This window comes from Anaerotruncus rubiinfantis (assembly GCF_900078395.1).
GTDB lineage: Bacteria > Bacillota > Clostridia > Oscillospirales > Ruminococcaceae > Anaerotruncus > Anaerotruncus rubiinfantis.
In genome coordinates this window covers 2,025,900-2,045,289 of record NZ_FKLA01000009.1, presented here as the reverse complement: position 1 = coordinate 2,045,289, position 19,390 = coordinate 2,025,900, and the positions used below count along the sequence as shown (strand labels likewise).

Annotated in this window: 17 protein-coding genes; 14 read left to right on the top strand and 3 right to left on the bottom strand. The window is 54.8% G+C overall.

Translation table 11 applies throughout. The features are described from left to right. Positions 1-85: 85 nt before the first annotated feature. Positions 86-670 (top strand): TetR/AcrR family transcriptional regulator C-terminal domain-containing protein, encoded by a 585-nt coding sequence (locus tag BN4275_RS15265; protein WP_066459834.1) that lies wholly within the window; start codon positions 86-88, stop codon positions 668-670. A 157-nt stretch (positions 671-827) separates the two neighbouring features. Beyond that, on the top strand, positions 828-1,973 hold the full coding sequence (gene fucO / locus BN4275_RS15260; RefSeq protein WP_066459832.1) for a lactaldehyde reductase: 1,146 nt from the start codon (positions 828-830) through the stop codon (positions 1,971-1,973). Between the two features lie 120 nt (positions 1,974-2,093). Here the strand turns inward: fucO and BN4275_RS15255 are convergent, their stop codons facing one another. Beyond that, a complete protein-coding gene (locus tag BN4275_RS15255; protein ID WP_066459830.1) occupies positions 2,094-2,954 on the bottom strand; it encodes a MurR/RpiR family transcriptional regulator in 861 nt (286 codons plus the stop codon). A gap of 295 nt (positions 2,955-3,249) precedes the next feature. Between BN4275_RS15255 and BN4275_RS15250 the strand changes: the two genes are divergently transcribed. The 10 genes from BN4275_RS15250 to BN4275_RS15205 all read left to right on the top strand — a co-directional run bounded on the left by BN4275_RS15250 (position 3,250) and on the right by BN4275_RS15205 (position 14,138). Continuing rightward, entirely contained in the window at positions 3,250-4,674 is a 1,425-nt protein-coding gene (locus BN4275_RS15250; protein ID WP_066459828.1) for an FAD-binding oxidoreductase, read from the top strand. A gap of 18 nt (positions 4,675-4,692) precedes the next feature. After that, positions 4,693-5,799: a (Fe-S)-binding protein gene (locus tag BN4275_RS15245; protein ID WP_066459825.1), complete on the top strand. Its 1,107-nt coding sequence runs from the start codon at positions 4,693-4,695 to the stop codon at positions 5,797-5,799. A 14-nt stretch (positions 5,800-5,813) separates the two neighbouring features. Beyond that, complete coding sequence (locus BN4275_RS15240; protein ID WP_066459820.1) at positions 5,814-7,322, top strand: xylulokinase; 1,509 nt, start codon at positions 5,814-5,816, stop codon at positions 7,320-7,322. Between the two features lie 21 nt (positions 7,323-7,343). Then, complete coding sequence (locus BN4275_RS15235) at positions 7,344-8,147, top strand: electron transfer flavoprotein subunit beta/FixA family protein (protein WP_147349441.1); 804 nt, start codon at positions 7,344-7,346, stop codon at positions 8,145-8,147. Then, positions 8,144-9,106 carry an electron transfer flavoprotein subunit alpha/FixB family protein gene (locus BN4275_RS15230; protein ID WP_066459816.1) on the top strand — a complete coding sequence of 321 codons (963 nt, stop codon included), beginning with the start codon at positions 8,144-8,146 and terminating at the stop codon, positions 9,104-9,106. The genes BN4275_RS15235 and BN4275_RS15230 overlap by 4 nt, the downstream gene beginning before the upstream one ends. Positions 9,107-9,210: 104 nt before the next feature. Next, positions 9,211-10,284 carry a TRAP transporter substrate-binding protein gene (locus BN4275_RS15225; RefSeq protein ID WP_066459815.1) on the top strand — a complete coding sequence of 358 codons (1,074 nt, stop codon included), beginning with the start codon at positions 9,211-9,213 and terminating at the stop codon, positions 10,282-10,284. Between the two features lie 74 nt (positions 10,285-10,358). Next, complete coding sequence (locus BN4275_RS15220; protein WP_066459813.1) at positions 10,359-11,198, top strand: SDR family NAD(P)-dependent oxidoreductase; 840 nt, start codon at positions 10,359-10,361, stop codon at positions 11,196-11,198. A gap of 15 nt (positions 11,199-11,213) precedes the next feature. Continuing rightward, complete coding sequence (locus BN4275_RS15215; protein WP_066459811.1) at positions 11,214-11,711, top strand: TRAP transporter small permease; 498 nt, start codon at positions 11,214-11,216, stop codon at positions 11,709-11,711. Beyond that, a complete protein-coding gene (locus BN4275_RS15210; protein WP_242863694.1) occupies positions 11,708-12,994 on the top strand; it encodes a TRAP transporter large permease in 1,287 nt (428 codons plus the stop codon). Before BN4275_RS15215 ends, BN4275_RS15210 begins: the two co-directional genes overlap by 4 nt. 28 nt (positions 12,995-13,022) lie before the next feature. Then, positions 13,023-14,138: a glycerol dehydrogenase gene (locus tag BN4275_RS15205; protein ID WP_066459808.1), complete on the top strand. Its 1,116-nt coding sequence runs from the start codon at positions 13,023-13,025 to the stop codon at positions 14,136-14,138. A 110-nt stretch (positions 14,139-14,248) separates the two neighbouring features. On the opposite strand, the gene BN4275_RS15200 is transcribed toward BN4275_RS15205, so the two are convergent. Both BN4275_RS15200 and BN4275_RS15195 read right to left on the bottom strand, forming a co-directional pair. Beyond that, a complete protein-coding gene (locus tag BN4275_RS15200; RefSeq protein ID WP_066459806.1) occupies positions 14,249-16,669 on the bottom strand; it encodes an ATP-binding protein in 2,421 nt (806 codons plus the stop codon). 401 nt (positions 16,670-17,070) lie between these two features. Beyond that, positions 17,071-17,724, bottom strand: coding sequence for a GntR family transcriptional regulator (locus BN4275_RS15195; protein WP_066459804.1), 654 nt, complete (start codon positions 17,722-17,724; stop codon positions 17,071-17,073). A gap of 307 nt (positions 17,725-18,031) precedes the next feature. On the opposite strand from BN4275_RS15195, the gene BN4275_RS15190 reads away from it, so the two are divergent. Further along, entirely contained in the window at positions 18,032-19,051 is a 1,020-nt protein-coding gene (locus tag BN4275_RS15190; protein WP_066459803.1) for a zinc-binding alcohol dehydrogenase family protein, read from the top strand. A gap of 46 nt (positions 19,052-19,097) precedes the next feature. Then, a complete protein-coding gene (locus BN4275_RS15185; RefSeq protein ID WP_066459802.1) occupies positions 19,098-19,361 on the top strand; it encodes a glutaredoxin family protein in 264 nt (87 codons plus the stop codon). Positions 19,362-19,390: the final 29 nt, after the last annotated feature.

Sequence of the window (19,390 nt, the reverse complement as noted above, 5' to 3'; positions counted from 1 at the left end):
GAAACCGTATCAGTTAAAAGGGAGTTGTAAAACCCTCCGGCAGTCTGTTACAATGGAGGTGACCAAATTGAGAGGAAGGATGCGCATGCTGAAACCGGAGACCCGGCAGGAAAACACAAAATACCGCCTTGCCGAGGCGATCAAAGCCTGTATGAAGAACACGCCGGTGGACCGTATCACCGTCCAGCAGATTGTGGATGCCTGTGGGGTGACCCGCCAGACGTTTTACCGCAATTTTCTGGATAAGTACGACCTCATCAACTGGTATTTTGATAAGCTGCTGCTCGAATCCTTTGCACATATGGGCAGCGGCCGGACGGTGCTGGAAGGACTCGAACGCAAGTTCGAATACATCCGGGAGGAGAGGGTCTTTTTTACCGGGGCGTTTAGTTCGGACGATCAGAACTCCCTCAAGGAACATGATTTTGCACTGATCCTGGAGTTTTATACCCAGCAGATCAGACAGAAGACCGGACAGTTTCCGGATGAGGAGATCCGCTTTCTGCTGGAGATGTACTGCCGCGGCTCCATTTACATGACGGTGAAATGGGTGCTTGGCGGGATGCCAGAGCCGCCGGAAAAGATGGCAAAAAGTCTCGTGGATGCGATGCCGGCAAAGCTGGCCGACCTGTTTATCCATTTGGGCCTTTTGCCTAAATCGCATACATAATACCTTGTTTTTCGTGCGGATTAAAAAAATTTTTGTGGGATGTTACATCTTTGACAGATTGTAACTTTACTTTTCTCCGGATTCTGGTTTACAATAATGATAATAAATTGTCAAACTTGACCGCAGCCAGTATTTCAGAAAAAGGAGAAGATTATTTATGGCGAACAGAATTATGCTCAATCAGACTTCCTATCACGGCTCCGGCGCGATTCAGGAAATCGCCAATGAAGCCAAGGCGCACGGCTTCAAAAAAGCATTCGTGTGTTCCGACCCCGATCTGATCAAATTTAAGGTGGCCTCCAAGGTGACCGATATTCTGGACAAGGAAGGCCTCGCTTACGAGGTGTATTCGGATATTAAAGCCAATCCGACCATCCAGAATGTCCAGAACGGTGTGCAGGCGTTCAAGGCGTCAGGCGCGGACTATATCGTTGCCATTGGCGGCGGTTCCTCGATGGATACCGCCAAGGCGATCGGTATCATCATTGCAAACCCGGAATTTGAGGATGTGCGCAGCCTGGAAGGCGTCGCGCCGACCAAAAAGCCCTGTGTCCCGATCATTGCCGTTCCCACCACCGCCGGCACCGCCGCTGAGGTCACCATCAACTATGTTATCACCGACGTGGAGAGAAAACGTAAATTTGTCTGTGTCGATCCGCACGACATGCCGATCATCGCGGTTGTCGATCCGGATATGATGGCTTCGATGCCGAAGGGTCTGACCGCCTCCACCGGTATGGATGCGCTGACTCATGCGATTGAAGGCTACACCACCAAGGCTGCTTGGGAAATGACCGATATGTTCCACATCAAGGCGATCGAGATCATTGCAAAATCGCTGCGCGGCGCGGTCGCAAACACAAAGGAAGGCCGTGACGGAATGGCGCTTGGCCAGTATATTGCCGGTATGGGCTTCTCGAATGTTGGCCTTGGCATTGCGCATTCGATGGCGCACACCCTCGGCGCGGTTTATGACACCCCGCACGGTGTTGCCTGCGCGATGATGCTCCCGATCGTCATGGAGTACAATGCCGAGTGCACTGGCGAAAAATATCGTGAAATTGCGCGCGTAATGGGTGTGGAAGGCGTGGACGGGATGTCTCAGTCCGAATACCGGAAGGCCGCTGTGGATGCTGTCAAGAAACTTTCCGCTGACGTTGGGATTCCGGCCAAGCTGGAAGCGCTCAAGGAAGAGGATCTGCAGTTCCTTGCGGAATCCGCGTTTGCCGATGCCTGCTGCCCGGGGAATCCGAAGGATACCAATGTGGAAGACCTGAAAGCACTGTTCCGCAAACTGATGTAAGCTTTTCAAACAGAAGATTTTCGAAATCGCAATTCCGGCCCGCCGAGATCGGCTGGCCAGTAATATATCCGCGCCAAAACAGGACAGACAGCCAGATTCATGGCTGTCTGTCCTGTTTTTTCAGTATTTCTTCTGTTCGAGCGCGCGCTCAATCGCACGGAAGTTGGTGACCGAGGAATCCTTCTTTTTCAGCGCGATCATCGTATGCAGGGTATCGATAATTGCCATCTGCGCAATACGCGAAGAAAGCGCAAAAATCCGGTAGCGGGTTTCGTTCGATGCGGTGCAGAGCCGGATATCAGCGATGTCGTAAAGCGGAGACCGCCCAATATTGGTCAGCGAGATGATCGAAGCCCCTTTGCTTTTGGCGAGCGCCGAGGCGTCGACAATATCTTTTGAGCTCCCAGAATGGCTGATTGCAAAGACGGTGTCGCCCTTTTTGAGGTTGGTGGCCACGATGCTCTGGATGTGGGTGTCGGTGTAGGCGGTCGCGTCAACTGCGACGCGCAGCAGCTTATGCTGTAAGTCGAGCGCGATCGAGTGGGAGTTGCCCAATCCGAAAATGGCCACCCGGTTGGAGGCGATGATCCGGTCGGCCGCCGCGTCGAGATCCTTTCCGCGCAGCACATCGTGGGTGTACCGGATGGTGTGGATGGTGGACTGAAAAACCTTATCCATAATGGTGTCAGGGGGATCTCCCTCGGAAATTTCCTCGTGGATATTCTGCAGCGGTGTGACGATCGCTTGGGCAAGGGTGAGCTTGAGCTCCTGATAGCCGCTCATCCCAAGTTTGCGGCAGGTGCGAATCACCGTTGCGTCGCTCGCGTTGCTGCGCTCGGCAAGGCCGGCTACCGAAAGGTAGATCACCTCCTCGGGATGTTCAAGGATATAGTTGGCCACCTGTTCCTCTGTTTTGCTCAGGGAGCTGCGCAGGGCGCGCACTTTCATCAGAAGGGCGGATGATTCATTTTTTTCTGACATAGCAAAGGTCCTTTCAGAAGCCATTTAGCGGCTGAGTGATGAAATGAAACTTCAAATGTAGCAAAACTTCATAATTATTATACCGGATAAAATGAAAAAAAACAACACTATTCTTTATCGTAAAATAAAATATGATTAATTTGAACAATATCTATAATTTTGTAGTAATATTCCACAATTATAACAAATAAAATTTCACTACTCCAAAAAATAAAATGTATTGAAGTTTTACTTCGCTGATGATACAATGAAATCAGCCGGAAAGTAACAGAGTCGAAAGGAGTGTACAGAAACGATGCAAATACAGAGCTTCATGATCGATATGGTGCGCAGTGAACTGGAAGACGCGGTCGGGGCTGAAAATGTCAGCATCCGGCGCAGCGATAAGGTTGCGCATTGTATTGATTATTTTTGGCTGGCACGTCTTTGGGCGGACCGGGGGCTGGAACCCCCTATGCCGGATTTCATTGTCTCCCCGGGCAGTACGGAAGAGGTTTCCAAGGTACTTGTCATTGCCAATTATTATAAAATCCCGGTCTTCCCATGGGGCGGCGGCGCCGGTTCACAGGGCGGTGCGCTCGCGGTCTGCGGCGGGATTATGCTGGACATGAAGCGGATGGACAAAGTACTCGAAATTGACGAGCAGTCCCGTACCATCACCGCGCAGTGCGGCATCGTTTTTCAGCAGCTCGAATGGGCAGCGAATGAACGGGGCTATTCGTTGATGCACTATCCGAGCTCCCTCACCTGCAGCACGGTTGGCGGTTTTTTAGCGCACAATGGCATCGGTGTGCTTTCCACTAAATACGGCAAAATCGACGACCAGTGCCTGAATGTTGAAATGGTTATCCCGAACGGGCAGGTGCTCCGTTCCGCACCGGTCCCGAAACACTCCTCAGGACCGGACCTGAAGCACATTTTCATCGGTTCGGAAGGGACGCTAGGGGTCATGACCAAAGCTACCTTCAAGCTGTTTGAAATGCCCAAGGTGCGGCGGTTTCACGCCTACCTCTTCCAGGATATCGCAAGCGGCATCGCCGCCGCGCGCGACATGCTCCAGAAATTCAAACCTTCCATCATCCGCCTGTATGACGAGGCGGAGACCGTTTCGATCATCAAAAAGATTCTCGGCGTCGAGAAACAGGGCGCATTCATGAACTTGGCGCTCGAAGGCGAGGACGAGGTGGTCGCGATCGAAGAGCGCAAGATGCGGGAAATCTGTGCCAAATACCATGCGATGGACCTCGGCAGCGACTACGGCGAAAAGTGGTGGGACAGCCGGATCAAATTCTTCTATCCGGATTACGCGCTCGACTTTCCGAAGATGTTCGGCACAATGGACACCGTCGCCACCTATAAGGATATCGAGAAGGTCTACTGGGCGATGAAACACGCAGTGGAGGATCATTTCGAAGGGGTGCGGTTCATCGCGCATTTCTCCCACTGGTACGAGTGGGGCTGTATGTGCTACGACCGGTTTATCATGGACCAGCCGCCAAAGGACCCCGAAGAAGCGCTGCGGCTGCATAACCAGATCTGGAATGCGGGCGTGCGCGCCGCAATTGCAAACGGCGGTGCGGTCAATGATCACCACGGCGTCGGCATGAAACTGGGGCGGCTGATGAAGGAACAGTACGGTCCAGGCATGGTCGTGTTCGAAGGGCTCAAAAAAGCGCTCGACCCGAACGGGATCATGAACCCCTATAAGCTTGGAATCTAGCAAAAGGAGAGATGCGTGATGTTCTCGGAGAAAGGCGATAAAACAGTCAATGCCTGCCGGTTCTGCTGGATGTGCCGGCATATCTGTCCGGTCGGGCTTGCCACCGGAAAGGAATCGAACACGCCGCGCGCCAAAGCGCTGATGATCTCGATGACCGAGAAAGGGATCGACCTCAAACAGGACATGATGGAGGACATGTACGAATGCTGCCTGTGCAACGCCTGCGCACACGACTGCCAGAGCGGATATGAGCCAGCCGTTTTTATCCGGGAGGCCCGAACCTGCGCCGTCGCAAATGGCCTGCTGCCCGCGAAGGCGCAGCCGGTCGTCGACCGGTTGCTCGCGGATGGGAACCTCTTCGGTGAAAGCCCCGAAAGCAAGTTCGACGCGCTGGGCGATTCCATCGCCGGACTGCCGGAAACGGCGCCGGTACTCGTCTATATTGGGGAGACGGCCGCGCGCCGTGCGCCGCGGATCGCAAAGGCGTTTCTAAACCTCCTGCGCAAGGCGGGCGTCGAATTCACCGTGCGAAAGGACGAAGCGCCTTGCGGCGCGGAAAGCTATGATCTGATCGGGCTGGTATCGGAAGTGCAGGACGAGGCGAAAGCCTGCGCCGCGCAGATCGCCGCGTCGGGCGCGCGGACGGTGATCGTGCTCGACCCGGCCTGCGCCCGGGTCATGAAACAGGAGTACCCCGTCTGGGGCTGCCAGTTACAGGCGGAGGTCGTAACCGCGACCGTGTTTGTGGCGCAGCTTCTCCGGGAGGGCAGGCTGCATCCGCAAAAGAAGGAACTCGGCCCGGTCACCTTCCAGGACCCCTGCCGGCTGGCGCGGGATCTTGAGGAGACGGAACCGGCGCGCGAGATTCTCAGGGCAATGGGCGCCGACCTGCGCGAGATGTTCCTGCACGGCCAGATGACCAAATGCTGCGGCAACGAGATTTTAAATTCCCACTCTCCGCATCTGGCCGAGCGCACCGCAAAGGCGCGCGCCGCCGATGCGAAACGCACCGGAGCAAAGCTGCTTGTGACCGCCTGCCCGGGCTGCAGGGACATTCTCGAAAAGGGCGCGGACGAAGCGCTTGCGGTGGAAGATCTGTTTGTACTGCTCGACCGCTGTTGCTGACAGGAGGAATACATATGAGATATCTACTGGGCGTGGATTTTGGCGGCGGCGCGAGCAAGGCGACGCTGCTTGCGGAGGACGGCAGGGTGATTGCTACCTCCACGAAGGAATACCCCACCTATTACCCGCAGAGCGGATGGACTGAGCAAGACCCGGAGGACTCCTACCGGGCGCTGGTTTTCAATGTGCGGGCCGTTATCGAAAAGAGCGGGATCGATCCGGCAGACATCGCGGCTATGTGCCTTGACGCGGCGACTCACACCGCGGTGTTGCTCGATGAAGCGGACCGGGTGATCCGTCCGGCAATCTACTGGACCGACAAACGCAGCACCAAGCAGTCTGCGTGGCTCAAGGAGCATTATTACGACCGGATCTATGCGCTCTGCTGCAATATGCCGGACGTGATGTGGACCCTCCCGCAGATTATGTGGGTGCGGGAGAACGAACCGGAAAACTTCAAACGGATCGGCAAGATCCTCTTTATGAAGGACTATGTCCGCTACCGCCTGACCGGCGACTTCGTGACCGACTCGATCGACGCGATGGGCTCGATGCTACTGGACGTGCCGCAAAACTGCTGGTCGCAGGAGCTCTGCGCGCTCGCGGGGATCTCCCTCTCCATGCTGCCGCGCATCGTGGACCCGACCGAGATTTTAAGCCCGCTCTCCGCGAAAGCCTGTGCGGAAACCGGGCTCTCCCCCAAGACGAAGGTGATCGCGGGCGCGACCGACACGGTGCTGGAGGTCTACGCGAACGGCGCGATCGAACCGGGCCAGATGACCGTGAAGCTTGCGACAGCCGGCCGTATCTGCCCGATCGTGCCGCACGCGCTCGAGAATCCCTTGCTCTGCAACTATAAGCATGTCGTGCCGGGGCTCTGGTATCCGGGAACTGGTACAAAATCCTGCGCGGCCTCCTACCGCTGGTACCGCGACACCCTTTGCGAAGCGGAGAAATCGCAGGCGCAGGAACAGGGAGCGGACCCGTATTTCCTGATGGATCGGGCGGCCGCAGGGATTCCGCCGGGCAGCGACAACCTCTTTTTTCAGCCGTATCTACAGGGCGAATTGACCCCGTATTTCGACCCGGCCCTGCGCGGATGCTTTGTTGGGATTCTCTCGTCGCACACCAAGGCGCATTTTAACCGCGCCCTGCTCGAAGGGGTCGCCTTTTCGCTCAAAGACTGCTATCAGGTGGTTCAGGCGATGAATCTGCAGATCAACCAGGCACGGATCATCGGCGGCGGCGCAAAGAGCCCGCTCTGGCGGCAAATTCTCTGCGATATGCTCGGCATCGAGTTGGTCAAGACCGAAAACAACGATTCTTCGCTTGGCGCCGCGATGCTGGCCGGCGTGGCGACCGGGGCGTTCTCCTCCTTTGCGGAAAGCGTCGAACGCTGCGTGCGGATTGAACAGGTCGTGAAGCCCGATCCGGAAAACTTCAAGATCTACGAAAAACAGTTTACGCTCTATAAACAGATCCACGATGCGCTCGCGCCGGTCTATCACGCGATGGAGGGCTGAGCGGGACAGGAGCTGATTGATGTGCGGATTGCCGTATGTATGAAACAGATCCCCAGCAGCGCAACGCAGGGGTTCGATCCGGATACGAATACCCTCATCCGGGAGCAGGGAACCCTGATGACCAATCTGGCGGATGTCTACGCGTTGGAAAGCGCGCTGACGCTCGCGGGCCAGGATGGAACGGCGGATGTGTTCACGATGGGAAAGTCCTCTGCCTGCGCATTGCTGCGCGACGCGTGCGCGCTCGGAGCAAAAGGACTTTTTCTGATCAATGACCCGCTTTTTGCAGGATCGGATACCTTTGTCACCGCGAAAATTCTTGCGGCGGCGATCAAACACGAAGGTTCCTATGATCTGATCCTCTGCGGCAGGCGCACGCTCGACGGGGAAACGGGGCAGGTCGGCGGCCAACTGGCTGCGGTGCTCGAAGTCCCCTGTGTCACCAATGTGATCCGGCTGGAGCAAAGCGGGGAAAGAGCCATTCGGTGTACCCGGCTGCTCGAAGAAACCAGGCAGATGGTCGAGACAGACTTTCCGGCAGTCGTAACCGTTTGCGAAGGGGTAGAAGAGGTTGGACATCCGCGCCTGCCGAGCTTGCGTGGGATACGCGCCGCCGGGCATGCGCAGATCAAGCGGATCACCAATGAAACGCTCCAGCTTAATCCAGGCTCGGTGGGGCTTGCGGGATCGTTTACACGAGTGGAACAGACCTTTCTCCTTGCGGCTGGAAGACGCCGCTGCAAGCCGGAGCCGAACCTCGAAAACGGAGTCGCCCGTCTGCTCACATTGATCGAAAGCATGCGGATCGGCGGTGAGGAAAGATGAATGGAGAAATCTGGGTTGTGTGTGATGCGGAAGGAACCGGACTGTCCGGCTGTTCGTGCGAATTGCTGGGGAAAGCCCAGGCGCTTTCTGAAAAGGGCGCGGGGACAGTCTGCGCGGTGTGGTTTTCCGAGATACCGCCACCCGCACAGGAACTTGCATCCTTCGGTGCGGTTAGGGCTTATGCGGCGTGCTTATCTGACGCGGACGAATATGGAAAGGCGCGGCTGCTCGCACGCCTTGTGAAAATCCATTGCCCACGGATACTGCTGTTGCCGGCAACCGTGCAGGGCCGCTCGGTCGCGGCGCAGGCCGCCGCGCTCATCGGCACTGGCCTCACGGCCGACTGCACCGGGCTGGAAATCGGACCGGATGGGAAGCTCGTGCAAATCCGACCGGCATACGGAGGCAATTTGATGGCGCGGGTGACCTGCCCTGGTTCTCTGCCGCAGATGGCAACTGTACGTCCGGGCGCATTTTCCCGATGCAGACCATTTAACAGAGGCTGTTGCGCGGTGATGGACTGCACATCCGAAAAGTCGTTGGAGAACCCGGTACGGCTGCTGGAGACCATCCATCTGGCTGGTGCGCAAACGGCGCTCGGCGAAGCGGAGATTGTGGTGGCTGGCGGCGCGGGCATCGGCTCGGCCAGGGCATTCGATCAAATCTGCCTGCTGGCCGAACGGCTCGGCGGGGCGCCCGCGGCTTCCCGCGCGGCGGTCAACGCGGGTTATGCGCCCTACAGCAGTCAAGTTGGCCAGACCGGTGTCTGTATCCACCCGAAACTTTATATCGCTTTCGGTATTTCGGGCGCGGTGCAGCATCTGGCGGGAATTCAGGGAGCAAAGCGGATTGCGGCGGTCAATACCGATCCGAAAGCGCCGATTTTTGATTATGCGGATTATGGGATTGTGGGCGATCTGCATCGTGCGATCGACCTGATCCTGTGGCACACATCATAAAAGAATAGGAGAAAAAGATGGGAGGCGGTTGGAGGGAAACGGTAGGAATTGGCAAGTATGGAAAGAAAAGTAGAAATCTTTATAAACCTGAAGGGGGATCTGTCATGAAAAAGGTTATCAGCATCTTGTTAAGTATCGCGATGATTCTTGCGTTCTGCGCGGGCTGCGGAGGAAACACTGCTCCCGCCTCTTCCGCGGCCCCCGCGGCCTCCGCATTGCCTGCTGAATCGAAAGATGCCGCTCCTTCCGGCGAATCTGTCAAAATCACGTTGGGACATATCTATAACCCGAATCACAACGAAGCGATCGCCCTGGAAAAACTTAAAGAATTGCTTGCGGAGAAATCGAACGGCCGGATCGAGCTTGTAATTTATCCGAGCAGCCAGATGGGGTCCGAGCGCGAGATGGCGGAACAGGTCATGCTGGGTACGCTCGATATGGGCCTTTCGGATGGCCCTACCTGGTCGAACGCGCTGCAGGTCCCCGAAATCGCGGTTTTCGGTTTGCCGTTTCTCTATAAGGACATCGATGGGCAGAAGGCGGTTATCAACGAAATTCTGATCGACTCGGCAGGAGAGATGATGATCGGTAAGGGCGTACGCCCCTTGTTTGGCTTCTCGGCTTCGATTCGCGGTGCAATTCTCGCGACCAAGCCAATCGTTACCGCGGCTGATATCGACGGCGTCAAGATGCGTGTGCCGGAGATCACCATGTATGTCGATACCTGGCGCTGTCTCGGCGCGAACCCGACCACCACGCCATGGGGAGAGGCGTACACCTCGATTGCACAGGGTGTTGTTGACGGTGCGGAGGTCGACCCCTCCACCATCGTCGACGCAAACCTCCAGGAGGTCACCAAATACTTCTCCAAGACCGCCCATATGGGCACTATTCACATTGTGTCGATGAACGAAGCAAAATGGCAGAGCATTCCGGAAGACCTGCGGAAAATTTTCCTTGAATGTGCTGCGGAAGCTTCCGCATGGCAGATAGAAGACCGCAAAACCACCGACGAGGCCGCAGTCCAGAAGATGGTTGACGCGGGTGTTACGGTGAATGAAGTCTCGGACGAGGAGCGAGCAAAGATGGCCGAACGCTGCAAGCCAATCTATGACCAGTACGACGCGGACTACGGCCTTGGCGATCTGATCAGCCAGCTGCAGGAGATCGGCGGCTGAATCTGCAAAGAAAATGTCACAGTTGACCGGGGGTGGGTATGCGCTCCCGGTCTGAAAGGGAAGGGGGGCTTTGTATGCAGGAAATCGACGTCATGGGAATCAAGACAGTGATCACCGGTGCTTCCGGGGTGATCGGCATAGCGTTTGCAGAAGCATTTTTGGAACATGGAGCGTATGTTGCCAACTGGGATCTCCAGGAGAGTGATCCGGCCAAGAGGCTGGCACAGCGTTTTCCGCAGCGGTATCTCTTCTGCGAAACCGACGTTTGCAGAGAAGACAGCATCGAAAAAGCCGCCCGGGAAACGGCGGCACAATTCGGGGGGATCGACGCGCTTTGCAATATCGCGGGGATCATTGCCAAACAGCAGATAGGCGAACTGGAAACAGATACGCTCGATCGGCTTTACAAGGTGAACGTGCGTGGATTGATGCTGGTGACCAAGCGTCTCGTCCCGATGCTGAAAAAAAGCGGGCGCGGACGGATCATCAACATATCCTCCATTCAGGCGGCGGTCGGCATGGAGACCTACTCGCCCTACACCTTTACAAAAGCGGCTGTTTCCGGTGTTACAAGGGTGTGGGCGCTCGAGCTGGCCCCCTATGGAGTCACCGTCAATGCGATCTGCCCGGGCTGGGCAAAGACTGCGATGGCGGACCAGATGGTCGAGCGGCTGGGCGACCTGCATGGGATATCGACCGAAGAAGCGCGGGAGCTCATCCTGTCCTATGTCCCGCAGCGCCGGTTCATCGACCCGCAGGAGATCGCATTCACCGGCCTGTTTCTGGCAAGCAGCGCCGCGGGCGCGATCAGCGCGAATGAGATTTTTGTGGATGCGGGGATGGCCCACTGCGCCAAGCCGGGGCTCAATCTGCCGGTTCCCGAAACGGATGATCATCGCGGGCGAAAACCTTGAAAAAGGAGAACGGCTATGAAAATTTTCCACAAGATAGATCATTTTATTGAAATGCTGCAGGTGTGGGCCTGTGCGATTCTGTTCGGGGCGATCGTGGTCCTCGGCACGATCCAGGTCTGTGGCCGATACGTTTTCAACTATTCGATCCCGTGGTCGGAGGAGACGATGCGGTTCTGCTGCATCTGGATGGTGTTCATTGGCGCCGCGCTTACGGTGCGCAGCGACGGCCATGTTTCCATCGATATCCTGCAAGGATTTCTCAAGAACAACAAAACCAAGGCGGTTCTATATCTGATTGGAAGACTGATGTGCGTGGTGTTCCTAGTGTGGATCTTTCCGGCTTCGATCGAACTGATCAACAGGACCAAGAGCTCGATGGCTGCGACCCTGCCGCTGTCCTTCTCGTTTGTCTATGCCTCTTTTGCTGTGGGGGCGGTGATGATGCTGCTTTCTTATATTGCAACGCTTCCCAAAACGACAGCTGCGATCTGGAAGGGGGAGAAAGACGAATGAGTATGCTTGCAATCGCAGTCGTACTGCTGCTGATTTTTATTGCAATCGGTGTGCCGGTCTGTTTCGCAATCGGGCTTTCCGGATTGTGCGCGGTCGCATTTGGCGGCGATGCGCCGCTTTTTATGGTGGTGCAGCAGATTGTGCGCGGACTCAATTCTTTTCCGCTGATGGCCTGCCCGTTCTTTATCCTGGCGGGCGAAATCATGGGGGCGGCAAAACTCTCAGACCGGATTCTGGATTTCTGCCGGGCGTGCGTTTCCTGGATGAAAGGCGGCCTCGGCGCGGTGTGCGTTCTGGCCAATATGATCTTTGCGGCCATCTCCGGCTCCGGCGCGGCTTCGATCAGCGCGATCGGTTCGCTGACCACCCCGCAGCTGAAAAAGACCGGCTACAACCGCGGCTTCGTCGCGGCGCTGATTGCGGGCGGCGGCGCGCTCGGCCCGATCATCCCGCCGAGCATGAACATGATCATCTATGGCTCGCTCACTGGTGACTCGGTCGGCAAGCTGTTTTTGGGCGGCGTGCTGCCGGGTATCCTGATCGGCGGCGCAATGATGTTGATGTGTTTTTACTACGCGAAAAAGCATCATGTCGATCAGGGAACCGGAACCTTCAGCATAAAGGATCTGCTGACCACCCTGCGCAAATCCTTTTTTGCGCTGATCACACCGCTTATTATCATTGGCGGCGTCATCTCCGGCGTGTTCACCCCGACCGAAGCGGGGATTGTGGCTTGTGTCTACGGGCTCATCTGCGGATTTTTCATCTATCGAACCATCAAGGTGAAGGAACTGCTCAGCATCTTCCGCCGCGCGACCGAATCCTCGGCCATGATCATGATGATCATGGGCATCGCGACCATCTACAGCTACATCTTCGCGGTGGAGAATGTCGGTGACATGATCAGCAATTTCCTGCTTTCAATCTCGACCAACCCAATCATCATCATGTTGATTATCACGGTGATCATGATGATCATCGGCTGCTTCATGGAGACGATCGCCGCCATGGTCGTGCTGTTGCCGGTCATCTATCCGGTGGTCATGGGGCTCGGCGTGGACCCGGTCCAGTTCGGCGTGCTGTTCTGCATCTCGACGGTGCTTGGCGGCGTCACACCACCGGTCGGCGTCTATCTGTTCCTTTCCATGAGTATTGCCGGTGCGAATATCAAGGAGGTTGCGCGCTATATCATTCCGATTGTCATTTTTATCGTCACCACAATGATTCTAATTATTTTCATTCCTGGTGTTGCGACCCTGGTTCCAAATGTGCTGATGCGCTGAACAAACGAATAATAGGAGGGGAAGTCTTATGGTACAAACCACTGGCCGGGCCTTTGGTAGTCCACTCAAATATATCCAGGGACCTGGAGAATTCAACAATCTTCAGAAATACACCTCCATTTATGGTGAAAAGGCATATTTTTTGATCGATGGTTTTCTCCATACCGAGCTGAACGCGCGATTAAAGGAAATTTATGCAGAAACCGGTTCGTGCTATGAAACTGCGAAATTCGGCGGTGAATGCTGCCAAAGCGAGATCGACCGCGTAACCGAAGCCGCGAAGGCCTTCGGGGCTCAGATTTTTGTCGGTGTGGGCGGCGGGAAGACGCTCGATACCGCGAAGTTTGTGGCTAACGGGCTGGAAACGCCGCTCATCATTATGCCGACCGCGGCATCGACCGACGCGCCGGTGAGCGAGCTTGGCATCCTCTACACCGAAAAGGGGGAGCACCGCGCGGCCGTCAAGATGAAGCGCAACTCGGAAATTGTCCTAATGGATACCGAAATCATCCTCAAAGCGCCGAAACGCCTGTTTATAGCGGGTATTGCGGACGCGCTGGCCACCTGGTTTGAAGCGCGGGCAAACGACGCTTCCGATCACGAAAATTATATCGGTACCGGTTATCGACGCTGCAAAGCGGGTATGGCGATTGCGAAGATGGCGTATGACATCCTGATGGCGGACGGTCTCAGGGCGGTACAGGCGCTTGAACGAGGCGCGCTGACCGAAGCGGTCGAAAACGTCATCGAAGCGAACACCCTCCTTTCCGGCCTCGGGTTCCAGAACACCGGCTGTTCGACCGCGCACGGCATCCACTCGGGCCTGACCGAGCTGCCCTGTACCCACAAATATCTGCACGGCGAAAAGGTCGCGTTCGGCATCGTGGTGCAGATGGTGCTGGAGAACACCCCAGCCGAAGAGCTCGACCGGATCATGCGGTTTCTGGTAAAGCTGGGACTGCCGGTGACCCTTGGGCAGATGGACATTGATCCAACGCCGGAAAATGTTTCTGCCGTCGCGCATAAGACCACAAAAGGCAACAGCCTGATCTATTCCGAACCTTTTTTGATCACTGAAGACCTCGTGTATAACGCGATCATCGCGGCGGACGAGATCGGAAGAAGCTATCTTGCGGAAAATTAGATAGAAATCCCACGGCAAAGAGCCGGCTGACTTTCGTCAGCCGGCTCTTTGCCGAAATGCAGCAGTCCTATACGGTGCGATTGACCATCCCTAAAAAGCTGTTTTCCCCGCTAATGAGCGGTATCTTCCCAAGCCGCTCGGTCCGGCCGGTTGCGCTGTTTCCAGAGCAGGCAGTTGGAAAGGGCGCTTTTCAGCTGGTCAATGGAAATCGGCTTGGCAAGATGCCCGTCCATCCCAGCCAGCCGCGCCTGTCTGGCGTCTTCGGCAAAAGCGTCGGCTGTCATTGCGACGATCGGGAGTTCGTCGATCCGCTCCAAGCCTGACTCCCGGATCTCGCGGGTAGCATTGTAACCGTTCAGGACCGGCATCTGGATATCCATAAAAACCATATCATAATACAGCGGGGGATGGGAAAAAATCGCATCCACCGCCTGCCTGCCGTTTTCGGCAATTTCAACACTCACTCCCAACAGCCCAAGCATCTCGGCGGCAATCTGCCGGTTGAGTTCATTATCTTCCACCAGCAAGATCCGCAGGCCGGGAAAAGAATCCCTCACCCGATGCTTTTCCGGCGGCGTCATGACGGTTGGAACGTCACATTTTGACAGACAGATTGTAATCTGGAATCGGGAGCCCTTCCCGTACGCACTTTCCACTTGGATGTCGCCGCCCATCATCGCAACAATGCTCTGCACGATCGTCATTCCCAGGCCGGTCCCGGTGATTTTGCTGGTGCGGCTGTCATCAGCCCGGCTAAACGGCTCAAAAATATGCTCCAGATATTCCGGTTTCATCCCAATCCCATTATCCGCTACCGCAAACCGGTAGGTGCCGGCCAGCCGTTCGCCCTTTTTGAGCTCCTCCAGCGAGAAGGAGATCTGCCCATGTTCGCCAGAATATTTTGAAGCGTTTTCAAGGATATTGACCAGCACCTGTTTGAGCCGCCGCGCATCCCCAACCACCCGGGAATGGAGGCCTTCGTCAAGCTTCACTGTCAGTTCCTGCTGTTTTTTTTCGATGGGGATACGGACCAGCTCCACTGTGTCCCGAACCAGGTCGCGAAGGTCAAATTCGGCTTCTTCCAGCCCCACCGCTCCGCTTTCAATCTTGCTGACATCCAGCACTTCGTTGATAAGACCGAGCAGATGCGCGCCGGAGCTTGCGATCTTTTGCAGGTAGTCCCGCAGCTTTTCTTCGCTGCCGAGATGAAGCTGTGCAAGTTCGGTCATCCCCATGATCGCATTCATGGGGGTGCGGATATCATGGCTCATCCTCGAAAGGAAATCGCTTTTGGCCTGGCTGGCTCTTTCCGCTTTCTGCAACGCTTCCTCAAGCAGCACCTTGGTCCGGCGTTCCTTTTCGAGCAGCTCTTCCTGTATCCGGCGTTCGTCGTCGATGTTCCGCGAAAGGGTAATTTCAATCAAATCGTCGGTGTAGGGACTTTCGACCCGGACGACCTGGGTAAAGTTCCAGTGATAAATGCCGTCTGCGCCAAGGTGGGGCACCTTCATTGTCACAATGCGTTCGCCGCCGGAAAAAGCGGCGGTCAAAGCGCCACGCGAAAATTTACCGATGAATTCCGGGCGGTGATCCGGATGGACAGTGGCAAGCTCGGCTTCGATGAGGTCATCGAAGCTGCCCGCGTCGCCGGGCTTTTTGACGGGAAAACGCTCATACTCAAGCATGTGATAGGTGTTTTGGGTCAGGTTTACGGCAATCAGCATCTGATAGGCAATTTTTGCGGCAGTCGCAAGCTGGCTGATTTCCACATTGCGCTGCTGTTCCAGCAGAAATTCATCCTGGACATCACGGAAAACCAGTACACACCAGCATTCCGCGTCTCCGAGCGCTTGAATTTTTGCCGCATGGAAATCCACCATGTGATAGGTTCCGTCTGAAGTCAAACGACGCAGCCTCTTGGATATTTGTTTTTTTCCTTCTCCAAACAGCCGAAGCATCGCCTGTCGGGAAAAATGGTGGTTGAAGGCCTCCAGATCGTCGGGATGCAGCACTTTCTTTGCATATTTGTAGTTTTCCATCTCGAAGTTTCCCTGTTCCGGGATGTCTGTCCAGAGGGAATCCTTCTGGCAGTTGACGTAATAATCAGCTGTAAGATTGGCGATAATACACTCGCCAAAAACCGTTACAAGGCTTTTGGCATACATCTGTTCAATTTTTTGCAGACCCTGTTCTTCCTCAAAGTCCAATTTGTGCGGGGAGGCGGTCACGACCACCGCCGGGATCTGCCCATCCCAGAAAATCCGGTTTGCGGTGACGTCGACAGTGGACCGCAGGAGCGGATCATAACAGACAAGCCGGCCGGACTGTTTATCTCCAAGCAGATTAAGCGGACAGTTTGCGCAGACCTCGGGCCAGACTTCGTGGCATTTTGTTCCGAGCGCAGCCTTTCCGCGGCCGGTATCCTGACAGCGCCGATTAAAATACAGCAGCTTGTGAGTCGACTCCTCAATCACATAGACGCTGATATCAGCCAACGCATCCAGCAGATTTTTCAAATTTTCAGCAGACATGGTTTCCGCTCCTCATCCAGTGGGGTATTCTACGCCTGACATCCTTTGGGGTTTGACGCGCAGAAGACGCGCAGAAATAGTGTAATTTTATTATATGCCTGTCGTAGGAAAATAGAAAGCGTTTTGGCAGGTTTTTCCGCTGATATCCGGGACATTTTATAGAAGTTAGGTCACGAAATATATTTTAAATCCTGAATAGGGGATATTTTTATGACAAACGTGAAGACGCGCGCTTTCGGACAGAAAAAGGCATCCCCGCTGAAGTTTTGCGTGGATGCCTTTTCTCCGATTCTGAAAAGAAGCCGCGAAGCGATGCTAGAGTGTGAGACAGGCGATCTGAAGTCTTGTTTCTTATGACTGGCTTATGATGTATACAACATCTAAAAATTTTTCGATCCTACCTATCGGATCGAAAAATTCTGATTTTTGAGAAGCAAGTCGAAGGTGGCGTTTTTGGACTGGATCAGATGGCGGCGCAGCTCTCCGGCGGCGAGCGCCCAGTCCTTTTTCAGACAGGCTTTCGCAATCGCGATATGTTCGCTGACCGTGTTCTCGATACGCTCAGCCTGCTCCTGTCCGGTCATCACCCGAAACCGGAGGTTTTGGGTGTGGATTCCCTCGTAAGTGTTGAGCAGGAACCGGTTCGGCATCGCTCCCACAATGGTGTGATGGAATTCGTCGTCCAGCTCAAAATAACGGTCCGGCGGGGATTCCTGTTGGTTGGAAAATTGAGAATAAAATCCGAGAAAAACCTCGTCGCTCAGCGTGCGGCCATAGGTTTCAAGGGCGTAGGGTTCCACAAGCATGCGTACCTCAAAAATCATATTGACTTCGCTGATCGAAAGGCCGGAAACCATAATCCCTTTCTTTGGAAGGATAACGATGAGGCCTTCCTGTTCCAGGCGGCTGAGCGCGTCCCGGATAGGGGTACGGCTGGCGTTGATTTCCTCGCGTAGCTTTTCCTCGTTGAGCAGGGTATTGGGCGCATATTCGCAGTTGACGATTTTTTCTTTGATAATGTTGTAAGCTTGTAGTTTCAGGCTTTCTTTTTTCATTTCCGATTTCCTTTCCTGAGAAAACGTCGCGTAAAGTCGAAAATATATGTGAAGTATCCCAAACGGGATGATTTAAGGAGTCTACCGTTTATTTTAATACATTGCAGAACGATTGTATATTATAAAAAATTCACATAAAATAGGAGTGATCATTGGATAAAATAAATAAGATTTATAAAAAATATAAAATATCAATTGACAATCAGTGAATCATCCAGTATCTTTTGTTGTATACAAGACGTGCTTTGGATCGGGAACGGTCGGAAGTCACATGCAAAAAATCTATAGAAATCTGGAGGAATTTTTGATGAAAGCAATCCGAATCAATGCACCGGGCCAGGTCGAAATCTGCGAAGTGGAAAAGCCTGCCCTCAAAGAAGGCGAAGCGCTGCTGAAACTCCTGTACGGCGGAATCTGCGGCAGCGATTTGGGTACATACCGCGGAACGATGGCATACGCCTCCTATCCGCTTATCCCGGGTCATGAGTTTTCCGCTGAGATCGTAGAGGTCGGCCCGAACGACAAAGGACTCAAACCCGGCATGGTCGTTACCGCGAACCCCTACTTCAACTGTGGCCACTGCTATTCCTGCCAGCGCGGGCTGGTCAACTGCTGCACCGGCAACCAGACGATGGGTGTGCAGCGGGAAGGCGCTTTCGCCGAATACATTGCCATGCCCATTGAGCGCATCTATGACGGCAAGGGGCTGCCTGCGAAAACCCTTGCGCTGATCGAACCATTCTGCATCAGCTACCACGGCGTATCCCGCGCGAATATTCAGCCGGGGGACAAGGCGCTGGTCATCGGTGCTGGCACCATCGGCGTTCTGGCGGCGGTGGCCGCGAAGTCCAAAGGCGCCAAGGTATACCTGGCTGACGTTGCCGAGGGCAAGCTCGCGTATGCCGAGGGCTTTGGGATTGACGGCACCATCCTCAACGACGGGCCAGACGCGCTTGCGAAAGCGGTCAATGGGATCACTGGCGGCAACGGCTTTGATGTCACAATCGAGGCGGTCGGCTTACCATCCACCTTCCAGAACTGCATTGATGCGGTGGCGTTCGGCGGGCGGATGGTCCTCATCGGCGTCGGCAAGAAAAATCTTGACTTCAACTTTACCATGATCCAAAAGAAGGAACTGAACATCTTTGGTTCCCGCAACGCCTACAAGAAAGATTTTCTTGAATTGATCGATTTGGTGAAAAGCGGCAAGGTGGACATCGACCGGATTGTCACCAACACCTATAAATGGACCGATGCCCCCCGGGCTTTTGAGGAGTTCAGCAACAACGCGGGACAGATGCTGAAGGTTGTCTTTGATTTTACCTGATCAGGCCAAACGGCACAGCTTATGATCGAGGAAAGGAGTGATAAGAATGCCAAAGCATGTAAAGATGATGATTTTGGAGGACTGCCCATACTGCAAACAGGCGTTTGAGATGATGGAAGAACTGAAAACGGTCCATCCCGAATACCGGGCGGTTGATATCGAAGTGATTGAAGAGAACCGGGAGCCGGAAAAGATCAAAGGTTATCAGTACTGGTATGTGCCCACCTTTTTTGTGGACGATGTGAAGGTGATGGAGGGAGTTCCTTCGATCGAGCTTGTTGAGAAGATGTTCACCGAAGCACTGGGGTGACAGGCCGTCCGCAGTTTGACCGGAGAGGA